Source organism: Noviherbaspirillum massiliense JC206 (genome assembly GCF_000312045.1).
GTDB classification, from domain to species: Bacteria; Pseudomonadota; Gammaproteobacteria; order Burkholderiales; family Burkholderiaceae_D; genus Noviherbaspirillum; species Noviherbaspirillum massiliense.
Genome location: NZ_HE978634.1, coordinates 2,267,794 through 2,281,841, shown reverse-complemented (window position 1 = coordinate 2,281,841; position 14,048 = coordinate 2,267,794). Strand labels below are relative to the sequence as shown.

15 protein-coding genes are annotated in these 14,048 nt (G+C 57.0%); 11 read left to right on the top strand and 4 right to left on the bottom strand.

Going from position 1 to position 14,048, the window contains the following annotated elements:
- Together HGHM_RS11175 and fdxA are read right to left on the bottom strand one after the other, a co-directional pair.
- Window positions 1-905 (bottom strand): NAD(P)/FAD-dependent oxidoreductase (locus tag HGHM_RS11175; protein ID WP_026075929.1); only part of this gene is annotated, 905 nt, incomplete at its 3' end.
- A gap of 154 nt (window positions 906-1,059) precedes the next feature.
- Window positions 1,060-1,383, bottom strand: coding sequence for a ferredoxin FdxA (gene fdxA / locus HGHM_RS11170; RefSeq protein ID WP_019141618.1), 324 nt, complete (start codon window positions 1,381-1,383; stop codon window positions 1,060-1,062).
- A gap of 453 nt (window positions 1,384-1,836) precedes the next feature.
- Between fdxA and HGHM_RS11165 the strand changes: the two genes are divergently transcribed.
- The 3 genes from HGHM_RS11165 to HGHM_RS11155 all read left to right on the top strand — a co-directional run bounded on the left by HGHM_RS11165 (window position 1,837) and on the right by HGHM_RS11155 (window position 5,058).
- Window positions 1,837-2,499: a LutC/YkgG family protein gene (locus HGHM_RS11165; protein ID WP_019141616.1), complete on the top strand. Its 663-nt coding sequence runs from the start codon at window positions 1,837-1,839 to the stop codon at window positions 2,497-2,499.
- 155 nt (window positions 2,500-2,654) lie between these two features.
- Window positions 2,655-4,061 (top strand): sodium:proton antiporter, encoded by a 1,407-nt coding sequence (locus tag HGHM_RS11160; protein ID WP_019141615.1) that lies wholly within the window; start codon window positions 2,655-2,657, stop codon window positions 4,059-4,061.
- A 4-nt stretch (window positions 4,062-4,065) separates the two neighbouring features.
- On the top strand, window positions 4,066-5,058 hold the full coding sequence (locus HGHM_RS11155) for a 2-hydroxyacid dehydrogenase (RefSeq protein ID WP_019141614.1): 993 nt from the start codon (window positions 4,066-4,068) through the stop codon (window positions 5,056-5,058).
- Window positions 5,059-5,103: 45 nt separating this feature from the next.
- Here HGHM_RS11155 and HGHM_RS11150 read toward each other — a convergent pair whose 3' ends face one another.
- Both HGHM_RS11150 and HGHM_RS11140 read right to left on the bottom strand, forming a co-directional pair.
- A complete protein-coding gene (locus HGHM_RS11150) occupies window positions 5,104-5,358 on the bottom strand; it encodes an acyl-CoA-binding protein (protein WP_019141613.1) in 255 nt (84 codons plus the stop codon).
- A 508-nt stretch (window positions 5,359-5,866) separates the two neighbouring features.
- Window positions 5,867-6,223, bottom strand: coding sequence for an FKBP-type peptidyl-prolyl cis-trans isomerase (locus tag HGHM_RS11140; protein WP_019141611.1), 357 nt, complete (start codon window positions 6,221-6,223; stop codon window positions 5,867-5,869).
- 203 nt (window positions 6,224-6,426) lie between these two features.
- Between HGHM_RS11140 and HGHM_RS11135 the strand changes: the two genes are divergently transcribed.
- The 8 genes from HGHM_RS11135 to HGHM_RS23380 form a co-directional block, all read left to right on the top strand.
- Complete coding sequence (locus HGHM_RS11135; protein WP_034348969.1) at window positions 6,427-7,257, top strand: EI24 domain-containing protein; 831 nt, start codon at window positions 6,427-6,429, stop codon at window positions 7,255-7,257.
- Between the two features lie 74 nt (window positions 7,258-7,331).
- Window positions 7,332-8,129 carry a competence/damage-inducible protein A gene (locus HGHM_RS11130; RefSeq protein WP_019141609.1) on the top strand — a complete coding sequence of 266 codons (798 nt, stop codon included), beginning with the start codon at window positions 7,332-7,334 and terminating at the stop codon, window positions 8,127-8,129.
- 308 nt (window positions 8,130-8,437) lie between these two features.
- Window positions 8,438-9,292 (top strand): DMT family transporter, encoded by an 855-nt coding sequence (locus tag HGHM_RS11125; protein ID WP_148415623.1) that lies wholly within the window; start codon window positions 8,438-8,440, stop codon window positions 9,290-9,292.
- A 1-nt stretch (window position 9,293) separates the two neighbouring features.
- Entirely contained in the window at window positions 9,294-9,734 is a 441-nt protein-coding gene (locus HGHM_RS11120; protein ID WP_019141607.1) for an acyl-CoA thioesterase, read from the top strand.
- On the top strand, window positions 9,731-10,426 hold the full coding sequence (locus HGHM_RS11115; protein ID WP_019141606.1) for a nitroreductase: 696 nt from the start codon (window positions 9,731-9,733) through the stop codon (window positions 10,424-10,426). Before HGHM_RS11120 ends, HGHM_RS11115 begins: the two co-directional genes overlap by 4 nt.
- A gap of 159 nt (window positions 10,427-10,585) precedes the next feature.
- Window positions 10,586-11,707 (top strand): D-alanyl-D-alanine endopeptidase, encoded by a 1,122-nt coding sequence (gene pbpG, locus HGHM_RS11110; RefSeq protein WP_245549202.1) that lies wholly within the window; start codon window positions 10,586-10,588, stop codon window positions 11,705-11,707.
- 398 nt (window positions 11,708-12,105) lie between these two features.
- The gene (locus HGHM_RS11105; RefSeq protein WP_020693841.1) at window positions 12,106-13,434 is read left to right on the top strand and encodes an ATP-binding response regulator; all 1,329 of its coding nucleotides are present in this window, start codon (window positions 12,106-12,108) and stop codon (window positions 13,432-13,434) included.
- A gap of 148 nt (window positions 13,435-13,582) precedes the next feature.
- The coding region (locus HGHM_RS23380; protein WP_161603778.1) for a hypothetical protein at window positions 13,583-14,048 on the top strand (466 nt) is incomplete at its 3' end.

The following is a 14,048-nucleotide window of genomic DNA, read 5'->3' as shown; positions in this document are numbered from 1 at the left end:
GGCACATTGGTTTCGAATTTCTCGGTATCGACCTTCAGTTGCTTGCGCTCGATATCAAGCCCCCATTCGGCAATCGGCCCAAGTTTCGGGGACAAGCCGAAGAACACCAGCAAATGATCCAGCGGCAAGCGTCGGGTTACGCCATCGGCGCCGGTAACCTTGACTTCAGACAATTTGTTGTCTGCTTCTTCAAAGCCCGTTACCTGGCCCACCAGGAATTGCATTTCATAGTTGTCGCACAGTTCCTTCATCTTGGCGACGGAAGCGGGTGCAGCGCGGAATCCGTCACGACGATGCAGGAGGACAACCGATTCCGCCTTGCCGACCAGGTTCAGCGCCCAGTCGAGCGCCGAGTCGCCGCCACCGCAGATCACGAGGTTCTTGCCATGGAACTGGCTCGGATCCTTGACCCGGTAAAACAGCTGGCTGTTTTCGAATTTCTCGATGCCATCCACCTTGATCGTGCGCGGCTGGAACGAGCCGACACCGGCAGCGATGAATATCGTTTTGGTGATGAAGCGCGTGCCAGCGGAGGTCTCGACATTGAAACGACCATCTTCCCGGCGTTCGACCACGGTTACTTCCTGGCCGAGATGGAAGGTCGGCTCGAAGGGTTCAATCTGCTTGAGCAGGTTGTCCGTCAATTCCTGACCTGTGCAGATAGGCACGGCGGGAATGTCGTAGATCGGCTTGTCCGGATACAGCTCAACGCATTGCCCGCCCACATTGGACAGGGAATCGATGACATGGGCCTTGATTTCCAGGAGGCCGAGCTCGAAAACCTGGAACAGGCCTACCGGACCTGCACCGACGATCACTGCATCGGTTTCGATCGGTCCTTTGCCCGCGCCAGGCGCAGTATCGGGAGCAAGGCTGGATGGGGTGATGCCGTTGCTGGTATCCATACGACTATTCAATTCCTGTTTCATTTCAACTGTTCCAAAAAGCGGATCCCGGTCTCAGGCATCGCGGACTTTAGGGATGGGGAGCTTGTCCGGCAAGTGCTGCGTTCAATGGGCCTGGTCTGTTTGCCTGTGCGCATGCAGCCCGATTAGCCGCTTACTTGACGAGTTCGGACAATTTGTCTTTGACGTCTTTCCATTCTTCCGCATCCGGCAGCGGATCCTTGGTCTTGGTGATGGAAGGCCACTTCCGTGACAGGTCCGCGTTTAGCTTGATGAACTGCTGCTGATCAGCGGGTACGTCTTCTTCGGCAAAAATGGCATTCACCGGACATTCGGCAACACAGACTGCGCAATCGATGCATTCATCAGGATCGATCGCGAGAAAATTGGGGCCTTCACGAAAGCAATCAACCGGGCATACATCCACGCAGTCGGTATAACGGCAACGGATGCAGGATTCGGTCACAACATGAGTCATAACAGTCCTATCTGTAAATTTTCTTGAATTCGATTTCGCGCTGGGCAGAGAGAAGGGCGAATGAAGCCTTGACTTGTATGGACAACCCGCTGCAAAGCCTTGATTTTAAGATATTTTGGGTAATCAAACAAACGCCTGTTAGACAGAATCCGAATAAGCAAATGCAAAGCATTTTGTTTTTGGCAAGGCATACCAAGCTAGCAGGCAGTCCGGATGGAAGAGGAATCGGCATTGACAGGTGAGTGCTTGGATCCTCCATTTGGAAGCAATGTTCATAACTCCGCAGTGCAGAAGGAGGCGCTAGTTCATTATGGGACGATTCGCCGCCATGTCCTTTCGCGTGCGGGCCAGTTGAAATATTTGCGCTGGGCATTTGAATTAATATCAAGTCCCGACCGCCTTGCGCGCGGCCCGATTCGGTTAGACTTTCAAGCCTGCCATCAAGGAATCGTCATGGATACTTCATCTGCTCGCCAAGCCATTTTCAATCGCATTCGCCAGGCGCAAAACCGGCCAGCGCAACAGACTGAAGCGGAACGGGCAGCTGTGCAGGACTATCTGCGGCAGCATTCCCAAGGGCCGCGTCCGGATATTGGCCAGGATCTGCTTGGCCGTTTCAAGGAGCAGGCTGTGCGTATGGCCGATACGGTGGATGAAATCGCCGACTTGTCGCAAGTGCCTGCCGCCGTCGCACATTACCTCGACAGCATCGGCGTTCCCAAAAAAGCGATCGCGTGGAAAACCTTGAGCGATCTGCCATGGACAGAGGCAGGACTGCAATTGGAATTCCGTCCGCCCAGAAATGAAGATCTGGTTGGCATTACCGGAGCGTTCTGTGCCGTGGCAGAAACCGGCACACTGATGATGTTGTCCGGCCCGGACACGTATGCCTCCGCTACGCTCCTGCCGGAAACACATATTGCCATCGTGCCGGCGTCACGCATTGTCGGCGCGATGGAAGATGCTTTCGCGCTGGCGCGCAAGGAGAAGGGGGAACTGCCGCGGGCGACGAATTTCATCTCGGGCCCGTCACGGACAGCTGATATCGAGCAAACCGTCGTGCTGGGCGCCCATGGTCCTTACCGTGTACATGTAATCATCGTGCTCGGCGCCTGACAGCGCACTTGTTCGGTGCCGGTCGTCGCAAATCCGGAGCGCCTGTCTCCCCATGAGGGGCGGAAGTCATATGCTTCCCTAAGTATCTTTCCTAAGGTGTTTGGCATTTGATCCACGTTAGAATAGCTGGCTTTCAGCCTTGATGAGGTCAGCAATTGCGCACCAAAATCCTTGCCGGCTTGGCCGCCTTGTTTCCCTTGACTGCCGTTGCAGCTGAACTGGATGGCAGTGTCCTATCGGTATGGTGGGGCATTCCGTTCGCCGGGCTCCTGTTGTCGATCGCGCTCTGTCCGCTCCTGACGCCGCATTTCTGGCATCACCATTTCGGCAAGGTCGCCATTGCCTGGGCCTTGGCCTTCCTGCTGCCTTGCGCCGCCTACTTCGGTATCGGAACTGCTGCCGGAGGTGCCGTGCACGCCCTCGTGTCCGAATACATCCCCTTCATCATCCTGATTACATCCCTGTTCGTGGTTGCCGGTGGCATATGTGTGCGCGGCAACCTGCAGGGCACCCCTGCATTGAATACTGGCCTGCTGGCGCTCGGCACGGCCTTGGCCAGCCTCATGGGAACCACCGGCGCTGCCATGCTGATGATCCGCCCGCTGATTCGCGCCAACGACAATCGGAAACATGCTGCGCATATCGTCGTGTTCTTCATTTTCCTGGTGGCGAATGCTGGCGGATCACTCACGCCGCTGGGCGACCCGCCACTGTTTCTCGGCTTCCTGAAAGGTGTGGATTTCTTCTGGACCCTCAAGAACATCTTTCCTGAAACCCTGTTCTTATGCGTCACGCTGCTGCTGATCTTCTACGCTCTCGATACCTACTATTACCGTAACCGTGAGGGCGAGCTGCTGCCCACGCCCGACCCGACCCCCGATTCCGCCATCCGTTTCGAAGGAAAGCTGAATTTCCTGCTTTTGGCCGCAATCATCGGGCTGGTGCTGATGAGCGGTTTCTGGAAATCGGGCATTGCATTTTCCATCTTCGGTGTTGAAGTCGAACTGCAAAACCTGATTCGCGATGCCTTGCTGCTCGTGGTGATCTTTGTGTCCCTGCGGCTGACGCCAGAGACTGCCCGCAGCGGCAATGATTTTTCGTGGGGGCCGATCCAGGAAGTCGCCAAGCTGTTTGCCGGAATTTTCATCACCATCATTCCGGTAATCGCAATGCTGCGCGCCGGACAATCCGGCGCCTTCGCGACTATCGTCAGCGCGGTCACCGATGCTAGCGGACAGCCTATCAATGCAATGTATTTCTGGGCTGCCGGCATTTTGTCCTCCTTCCTGGACAATGCGCCTACCTACCTGGTATTTTTCAACACCGCAGGAGGCGATGCGCAGGTGCTGATGACCACGCTGGCATCCACCCTGGCGGCGATATCCTGCGGAGCGGTTTTCATGGGGGCCAACAGTTATATCGGGAATGCGCCGAACCTGATGGTCAAGGCCATTGCGGAAGAACGCGGCATCAAGATGCCATCCTTCTTTGGCTATATGGCATGGTCTTGCGCGATCCTGATCCCACTGTTTGTGCTGATGACCTTCTTCTTTTTCCGGTGATGCCATGTCCAAGCCAAAAATTCTGGTAACCCGCGCGGTTTTTCCCGAGATCATTGACCGACTCGGGGAGCACTTCGAGATCGAATCGAATCAGGAAGATCGGATTTTCTCAGCCGAACAGCTGGCGGAAAAGGCGCGGGGCAAGGATGGGTTGTTCACGTTCCCCAGCGAGCGCATTTCAGCGGAAATCATGGCCGCGAACCCGGCGCTGAAGGCCATCTGCAACATGGCCGTAGGCTACAACAACATCGATGTCGAAGCGGCCACCCGGGCTGGCATCATGGTCACCAATACCCCTGACGTATTGAACGAAACCACGGCCGACTTTGCATGGGCGCTCCTGATGGCGACCGCGCGCCGGGTGACGGAGTCGGAGCACTGGCTGCGTGCCGGCAAGTGGGACAAATGGCGCTACGACGGTTTTCTCGGCGCCGATGTGCATGGCTCGACGCTGGGCATCATTGGCATGGGACGCATCGGGCAGGCGATCGCGCGCCGTTCGATCGGCTTTGGCATGCAGGTGATTTATTACAATCGCTCTCGCCTGGATAAGGACAGGGAAGCTTATGCAAACAATGCCCGCTACGTCGGCAAGGATGAACTGCTGCGCGAGGCGGATCATGTGATGCTGGCGTTGCCTTATTCGCCGCAGGCTCACCACATCATCGGTGCTGCCGAACTCGCTCTGATGAAGCCGAGCGCCACCCTCATCAATATCGCACGTGGCGGGATTGTCGATGATGCGGCGCTGATCGTGGCACTGCGCGCGCACCGGATTGCCGCGGCTGGTCTGGATGTGTTTGAAAACGAGCCGGCATTCGATCCGGCTTTCCTGAGCTTGTCCAATGTGGTGCTGACACCGCATATTGCCAGTGCCTCACGGCCGACCAGGCTTGCGATGGCTGCGTGTGCAGCCGATAACCTGATCGCCGCTCTGTCCGGGAAGACGCCGCCGAATCTGTTGAATCCGGGCGTGCTGAATCGAGGAGAAGGGTAAGGAAAAGGGCCGGCCGGCAAAGCCCGGCCCGGAACTGCGCGTTGATCAGCCTTTCAGGTCATTGATCAGGTCGATGTACTGCTCCATTGCCTGTTCTTTGGACGTGCCACGCAATGCATCCCACGCATCCCACTTTGCCCGGCCGACCATGTCGGTAATACCGGGACGCGAGCCTTCCGCGTCACCGACGCTTGCCTGCTTGAACAGCGCATAAATTTTCAGCAGCGTCATGTTGTCTGGACGTTCGGGCAGATTTTTCGAATCGGCCTGAGCCTGTTCAAACTGGGCTTGCAAACTCATGGTTGACTCCTGTCAGTGAAGTGAATTAACAAATGTGGATTGCCATCTTTCGATGAGAGGTAGGCAAAATAGCATGGAAAATTCGGGAGCCAAAGGAAACGTCGCGGATTTAGAGGAAGGTCTCGGCGGAGGGGCAGGATTTTAATCAGGGAAAACCAGCCTCAGCGCGGAATGCGTGGCATGCAGTAAAAAGCGTTCAGTTGGCAGTGCCATGCGGATGACCGACGTGTCGCAACGTCCGGGTCCAGACATGCAGCCGGGCAGGAGCAGGCAGGGACTCAATCCGTTACGGCATCGACGGCTGCGCCGCCGACTTTCACTACACCTTTTGTTGCCGTGCCCGCGACGCTAACCGCGGCCGATCCTGCAGTCACTCCGACGCTTACCGCTGTGCTCGCAACGCTGACTGCGCCGGATGCCACGCTGACAATAGTGCAGCCAGTCAGTAAGAATGCGGCAATGCCGGCGCTTCCTCCCAGCAGCATTTTCTTGGTTGGATACACGATGCTTATACGGCGAGGAGTTCCACCTCGAAAATCAGAGTGGCATTCGGAGGGATGACACCTCCGGCACCACGTGCACCGTAGCCCAGCGAAGATGGGATCACCAGCCTGCGTACGCCGCCCACTTTCATCCCTTGCACACCCTGGTCCCAGCCCTTGATGACATGGCCTGCGCCCAGCGGGAATTCGAAGGGTTCGTTGCGGTCCTTGCTGGAATCGAACTTGCTTCCGGCGCTGCCATCCGGATTCTGGAGCCAGCCGGTATAGTGCACGCTGACGTACGCGCCGGGCTTGGCTTCGGCACCGGTGCCGACCTTGACATCTTCATATTGCAGGCCGGTCGAAGTCATGATGAGGGACATGATATTTCCTTGTTCTCTGGTTGAAGTCTGTTGGCATTGTAGCAGGCGGGCCGCATGGTTTCGCACGGTAAAATAAGCGCATTCATGATTTCCCTTCCTGGTTTGACCATGCTTCATTGCCTGCCTTCCGCCCTGCGCACATCGCCTTGTCTGCATGTCTGCATCGTTACAAATGCAGAGACTGAGCGTAGGGAGCAGGCATGATGCATCCTGTATTGCTTTCGTTCGGCCGTGCACTGCTTTCCCAGTTGCATTTCAGAATGCTGCTGCTGTCCATCCTGCCGTTCATCATCTCCGTCCTGATCTGGGGCGTGGCCCTGTGGCTGGGCCTGCAGCCGATGATCGACTGGCTGCATGCCTATTTCTCTGCTCATGGCGGATTTGCCGTAGCCGGCGATGTTCTCGACTGGTTCGGGATGGGGGCGATCAAGACCATTCTCGTTCCTCTGCTTGCGATGTGGGTCTTGCTGCCATTGATGATTCTGACTGCCCTGATTTTCGTTGGTGCGATGGCGATGCCCATCGTGGTCAGGCATGTCGCGAGCCGCCACTATCCGGATCTGGAAATGCGCAGGGGCGGCAGCTTCTGGGGCAGTCTGTGGACTGGCCTTTGGTCATTCATGGTGTTTGCAGTGTTATGGCTGGCCACGCTCCCGCTTACCCTGTTTCTGCCCCTGACTTTCGTCATCCAGCCGGTGCTTTGGGGATGGCTGACTTACCACGTCATGGCGTACGATGCGCTCGCCGACCACGCCAGCGAACAGGAGCGCAAGGAAATCCTGCGGGCGAATCGCTGGTCCTTGCTGTTGATCGGCACCATTGCCGGCGTCATGGGTGCGGCGCCAACGCTGCTGTGGCTGGGCGGGGCATTGAGCGTCATCTTCTTTCCGCTGCTTGCCGCTGGCGCAATCTGGCTTTACGTGCTGGTCTTTATTTTCACGGGCCTGTGGTTCGAACACTATTGCCTGGAAGCGCTCGCCCGGCATCGGGCGGCTGCGCCTGTGCCGGTGACTGCGGCCAATAACTTGCGTTGACCGAGGTGAGCGGCGCAGCCGGAATCGGAGCTCTCGGGCATAATCAGCGTTCTCGCTCATTCAATCTCATTCCCATGGCTATCGGACTTATCATCATCGGCGACGAAATCCTGTCGGGAAAGCGCGCCGACAAGCATTTTCCCAAGGTGGTCGAATTGCTTGCCGAGCGCGGTTTGCAGCTCGGGTGGGCGGAGTACCTTGGCGACGACCGGACCCGCATCACGTCAACACTCAGGCGCACTTTTGCAAGTGATGACATCGTCTTCTCCTGTGGCGGAATTGGTGCCACGCCGGATGACCATACCCGGCAATGCGCGGCGGCGGCGCTCGGCGTGCCCCTGGAACTGCATCCGGAAGCGCGCGCGAAAATCGAGGAAAGAATTGCCGATGTCGCGCGCGAGACGGGGAGGGAACCCGATTATGCGGCGCCGGACAATATCCATCGTCTGAGAATGGGCGAGTTTCCGCAGGGCGCAGAAATCATTCCGAATCCCTACAACAAGATCCCCGGCTTTACGGTCAGGCACGGGCAGGGGGCTCATCATTTCGTTCCGGGCTTTCCGGTGATGGCATGGCCGATGATCGAATGGGTGCTGGATACCTGTTATCCGCATTTGTTCCGCCAGACGGCCTGGCTGGAAAAGGCGGTGCTGGTTTTTGAAATGGCCGAGTCGACCCTGACGCCGCTGATGGAAGCGATCGAGGCCGAATTCCCGCTCGTCAAAGTGTTCAGCCTGCCGAGCGTCGGTGATGAGAGAACGCGTCGCCATATCGAGCTCGGGGTCAAGGGCGATCCGACGCAGGTAGAGAAAGCGTTCGACAAATTGCTGGCCGGGCTGAATGGATTCAGGGCGGAATATCAGCATGGGTGAGCCTGCTCAGGCGTGCATTCGCCCCGTGCTAAACTCGGTTCCGGTTTTTATGTCCCAATGCGTCCCTGAGGGTTTTTGCAGCGAGCCTGCAGTGACGGCGCTGCCTGTCGGGTGCTCGGCTGGACAGGCCGGCGGCACGCATACAGCATCGTTACGACATGCAGCATGATGGCCCGCGGCAGGTGTTCAGTACAGTACGACCGGACGGCCAAATTTTTTCGCGGCTTGCAAGCCGCAGCAACAACATGACCTCAGCTTCATCCAATACAATTTCCGCCAGTTCCGCCGATCTTCCGCGCAATCCCTGGATGCCGTTCATGCCGCTGGTATTCGTGCTGATCTGGAGCACCGGCTTCGTGGTCGCCAAGTTCGGCCTGCCCTATGCCCCACCGCTGACTTTCCTGCTGTTGCGGTTTGCCGGCGTGCTGCTGGTGCTCCTGCCGCTGGTACTGCTGATGCGAGCGCCGTGGCCAGTCGGCCGGATACGGCACATTGCAGTGGCCGGCATCCTGGTCCAGGCTGGTTATCTGGCCGGCGTCTGGTGCGCGATCAAGCTTGGCATGCCGGCGGGATTGTCCGCCCTCATCGTTGGCCTGCAACCTATCCTTACCGCGTTCGCCGCGCCTATGGTGGGGGAATCGGTGCGCGGCCGGCAATGGGTAGGGCTGCTGTTCGGACTCTGCGGCGTTGGTCTTGTGGTTGCCAACAAGATCAGCCTGATCGGCCTCAGCTGGCAAAGCATTGCGTTGTGCATGATGGCCCTGCTGTCGATCACGAGCGGAACGCTTTACCAGAAGCGCTTTTGCGCAAGCTTCGATCTGCGCACCGGCACCATCATCCAGTTCGCTGCATCTAGCGTGGCAGTGCTGCCGTTCGCGATAGCGTTCGAACATCTCACTCCGGCCTTGGATACAGTCCAGTGGACGCCCAATTTCATCGGTGCCCTGTTGTGGTCGGTTCTTGCGATCTCCATCGGGGCGATTTTCCTGCTGTTTGCGCTTATCCGGAAGAGCGCGGCGACCCAGGTTTCCAGTCTCCTGTACCTGACGCCGCCCACCACTGCGGTGATGGCGTGGCTGATGTTCGGTGAAGCCTTCAGTGTCATCGGCATGCTGGGCATGCTGCTGGCCGTGATTGGCGTGGCGCTTGTGGTGAGAAAATAATATGCGAGAAGAACCGAACCGGCGAAACGACTATCTGCATTTCCATCCGATCACCACGCGCTGGATGGACAATGACGCTTACGGGCATGTCAACAATGTCGTCTATTACAGCTGGTTCGACACGGTGGTCAACCAGTTCCTCATCGCCAACCATGTCCTCGATATCGAGCGCAGTCCGGTGATCGGCCTCGTGGTCGAGACCCAATGCAAGTACTTCGCATCAGTTGCTTTTCCCGACCGTGTCACAGCGGGCCTCCGGGTGGCCAAGCTGGGCAACTCGAGCGTGCGCTATGAAGTCGGCATCTTCCGTGAAGACGAAGTCCGGGCGTCGGCGCAAGGCCACTTCGTACATGTCTACGTCGACCGCTTGAGCCGCAAGCCAAGCCCGATTCCCGGCAACATGCGCGATTTGCTCCAATCACTTCAGGAAAGACAAGGATGATCGAAACCCCCGCACAAAAAATCGTCGACGAAGCGATTGTCTCCCGCCGGTCGATTCGCGCCTTTCTTCCGACGCCCGTTGCGCACGAAGACATTGAAGCCATCCTGCAAGTTGCAGCGCGCGCGCCCTCCGGTACCAATACACAGCCGTGGAAGGTGTATGTGCTCACCGGCGCCAGCAAGGAAAGGCTGTCGGCGGCGATCGTGGCCGCCTACCGCGATCCGGATCAGGTGAAGCAACATGCGGAGGAATACAGCTACTATCCCAGCCGCTGGATATCGCCCTATATAGACCGGCGTCGCAAGGTTGGCTGGGATTTGTATTCCCTGCTGGGACTCAGCCGCGAGAACAAGGCAGGCATGCATGCGCAGCACGGGCGCAATTACACGTTTTTCGATGCGCCTGTCGGGATGATCTTCACCATCGACCGCATCATGGAGCAGGGGTCATGGCTGGACTATGGCATGTTCCTGCAGAACATTATGGTTGCGGCGCGGGGGCGCGGCCTCGATACCTGCCCGCAGGCGGCATTCACCCAGTTCCATCGCATCATCGGCGAGCAATTGCAGCTTCCGGCCAATGAAATGGTGGTATGCGGTATGGCGCTCGGCTATGCGGATCCGGACAAGGTCGAAAATTCCCTGGTGACCGAGCGTGAACCGGTATCCGCCTTCGTGAAGTTCATGGATTGAAACGGTCGGCCGGACGGCCTCCGCTAGCCGGGTTTATCTGCGGTAGATCAATTTTTACTAAGGAAATTGTTTAAAAGCACGAGCTAAGCCCTTGCTGTATTTCACTATTTTGCTAGACTGCAAGCTATAATGCATGTCTGCAAGTATGGGAGGAAAGCAGTGAACAGGTCGGCGCTCGGGCTGGTTTTATCATTTCTTGTGTTCTTCTTGGGCGCCCCGCTACATGCCCGGGAAACATCGCCGGCACCCTCCGCCTCGAAAAAAACCTCCTACAAGAAAGCCGCGCCCATCAAGCGTCGGACAGTCAAACATCCTTCCCGCAAGTCCAATCGAGTAGCAAATTCCGCTGTCGAGCAGCGTGAAAAGCTGGTCAAGAAAACAGTGGTCGTCAATGGCAGGCGCAAAGTCGTTTCCCGCCGGGTCACTTATGCGCCGGCAGTGCCCGCCGATACTCCCGTACTGACCGCGGGTGATGTGGCAGGCCTCCACCTGAAACATGATTCGCTGGCACTGAAGTCGAATGTTGCGCTCGTGATGGACCAGAGCAACGCCCAGATCCTGTTTGAAAAAAATGCGAACGTGGCGCTTCCAATCGCGTCGATTACCAAGCTGATGACAGCCATGGTGGTCCTCGACGCCCAGCAGCCCATGGATGAAATGCTGGAGGTTACGAGCGACGATATCGACAGGGAAAGAAACAGCGCTTCGCGCCTGCGCGTAGGCACGCGCATGAATCGCGACGACATGCTGCATATCGCGTTGATGAGTTCCGAAAACCGGGCAGCATCGGCATTGGGGCGGAATTACCCCGGGGGTTTGCCGGCATTTGTCGCCGCAATGAATGCCAAAGCCAGGGCATTGGGAATGCTTGACGCCCATTACGTGGAACCAACCGGACTCTCAAGCCAGAATGTTGCCAGCGCTCGCGATTTGGCCAAACTGGTGATGGCCGCTTATCAGTATCCAGTCATTCGGGAATATTCAACCGATCTGAAATATGCCGTGCCCGCCGGAAGGCGCACGCTGCAGTATGTCAATTCCAACCGCCTGGTCGCAAATTCCGGGTGGGACATTGGCTTGCAAAAGACTGGCTATATTACGGAAGCAGGGCGTTGCCTGGTGATGCAGGCGAAAATCGAGGGACGCTCGGTTGTAATGGTGTTTCTGGATTCGAAAGGAAAGCTGTCGCGGATAGGCGATGCCAGTCGGATCCGCCGATGGCTGGCAACGCAGAAGACACATACCCAAGTCATGTCTGCCGTGGCAGGAGAGCAGGGCTAGACATAGGATTTGAACCAATCCCGTGATCTTCCCCCTTCACTCTAAGCTGAGCAGTCTGAGCAGACGTCAGCAAACCCATCCGGGGCCGCATGTTGCGGCCCTTTTTTGTGGCCCGTTTCATCGGGCCAATAGATGAAATTTTGACACTATTGCGGTATATCAAACGTTTGGTCTCTAGAAGTTGCAATAGACAAATGACGTTTCTAATATGGTCATTTCCTGTTTGCAACGTCGATCAGAGGCAATTTGTAAAATTCGTTGTTGCAGGAAAGCCTTTATAACAGAATAGAAAAGTTTCCAACGTGACATCTTTAAGCCGCAGGATGCAGCTTCCAATTGCGAAACAGCACAAGCGGTAATGATTTCGCAATTTCTTTCGTGCGCCATTTCTCACTTCCGTGTTCACCCCAAGAGTCCTCATAGTCAATGACGATGCCGCAAGCGTGCTGGCGCTCAGCAGCATCCTGGCTTCAGATGCCGAAAGCGAGGGCTTTCAAATCATTACTGCCCGCTCTGGCGAAGAAGCATTGAGGCAAGTGCTCATCCATGAATTTGCCGTCATTCTGCTTGACGTGAGCATGCCGGGCATGGATGGATTTGAAACGGCGGAGGCAATTCATACTCATCCACGTTCGGCTTCGACGCCCATCATTTTCGTCACTGCGCACTATGCCGATGAAATGAACCGGCTCAAGGGCTATCAGAAAGGCGCAGTCGATTATCTCTTTACACCAGTGATTCCGCAGATCCTGCGCAACAAGGTGCAGGCCTTTGTCGAACTGGCGAAGAAAAACCTGCAGCTGCAGCGCCAGAAAATGGAGCTGGAAGCCCTGAATCGCGACCTGATGGTGCAAAGGGAGCAGGATCTCGAACATATCAATGAGCGCAAGCTTGCCGAAGAAGCCCTGCGCCGTTCACAGGAAGAATTGCGGCAGCTGGCGAGCTACCAGGAGCGCATCAAGGAAGATGAACGCAAACGCATCGCCCGCGAAATCCATGACGAGCTCGGGCAAAACCTGCTGGCGCTGAGAATCGACATTTCATTGCTGCATGCCCGCACCGGCAATACCCATCCCAAGCTGAATCAAAGAGTGAACTCCCTGCTCGAGCAAATCGATAGCACGATGAAATCGATGCGGGCCATTATCAATAACCTGCGCCCGACAGTGCTCGATCTTGGCTTGAGCGCCGCGATCGAGTGGCAGGTCAAGGAATTCCAGCGGCGTAGCGGCATCCGCTGCGAGCTGCAAATGTGCGAAGCCGATCTGGTGCTGGATGACGAGAGGGCGACGGCGTTGTTCAGGATTCTGCAGGAATCATTGAACAATGTTCTGCGGCATGCACAGGCGACGCAAACCCGGATCGAGCTCTACAAGCAGGATGACCGTCTGTTCATGTCGGTGGAAGACAACGGCGTCGGTTTCTTCCCGGGGGACCAGAGGAAATCGAAATCCTTCGGACTGGTCGGCATCAAGGAACGCATTGCCACGCTGGGAGGCGAATTTTCAATCGCCAATGGTCCGGGCTACGGCACAACGCTAAGCGTATCGATTCCCTTGCGGCCTGAGGACGAGGTGCAGAATCGTGAAGTGGTTGATCATAGCGTCGCAATTGCGGCCGATATCGCAAAAATCGCCAGGAATGTGACGAAGCTCGAAGTCGCCGGGAAAGGGACGTCAGCTACGCGCAAGAGGAAAGAGCTGCCGGCTTCCAAGTCGGCAGGCTAGCCCCGCGCTACGGCAGGAAGATGCGGGTCACGCAAGGATATGCGCCGCGGCTCCGACGCGCGCTCCATGAATCCGGATGCCGCCATGTCCATGGCGATCTGCATTTCAAAGTACATACCATCACAGAATGATTAAGGGAGAGGTTTCCATGGATACGAGGACTGACGTGGCAGATGAGCTGGATGTGAAAATGCTGCTCGCGGCATTGATGGCATTGAAGAAGGGCGATTTTTCTGCGCGCATGCCGTCCGACTGGACAGGTATGGCGGGCAAGATCGCCGATACCGTCAATGACATCCTCGAAACCAATGAGCAGATGGCCCGGGAAATCACGGAGGTCAGCCGGGTCGTCGGGCGTGAAGGCCGCTTGTCTCAGCGCGCAGCTGTCGCCAATGTCTCCGGCGGCTGGGCCACCATCGTCAAGTCCGTCAATACCCTGATCGACGACCTGGTGCGGCCAACAACCGAAATGGCGCGCGTCATCGGTGCGGTTGCAAAAGGCGATCTTTCTCAAACCATGGCGCTCGACGTCGACGGGCGACCGCTGAAGGGCCAATTCCTGCGGGCTGCCGCCACTGCAAACACCATGGTGGACCAGTTGTCGTCGTTTGCCT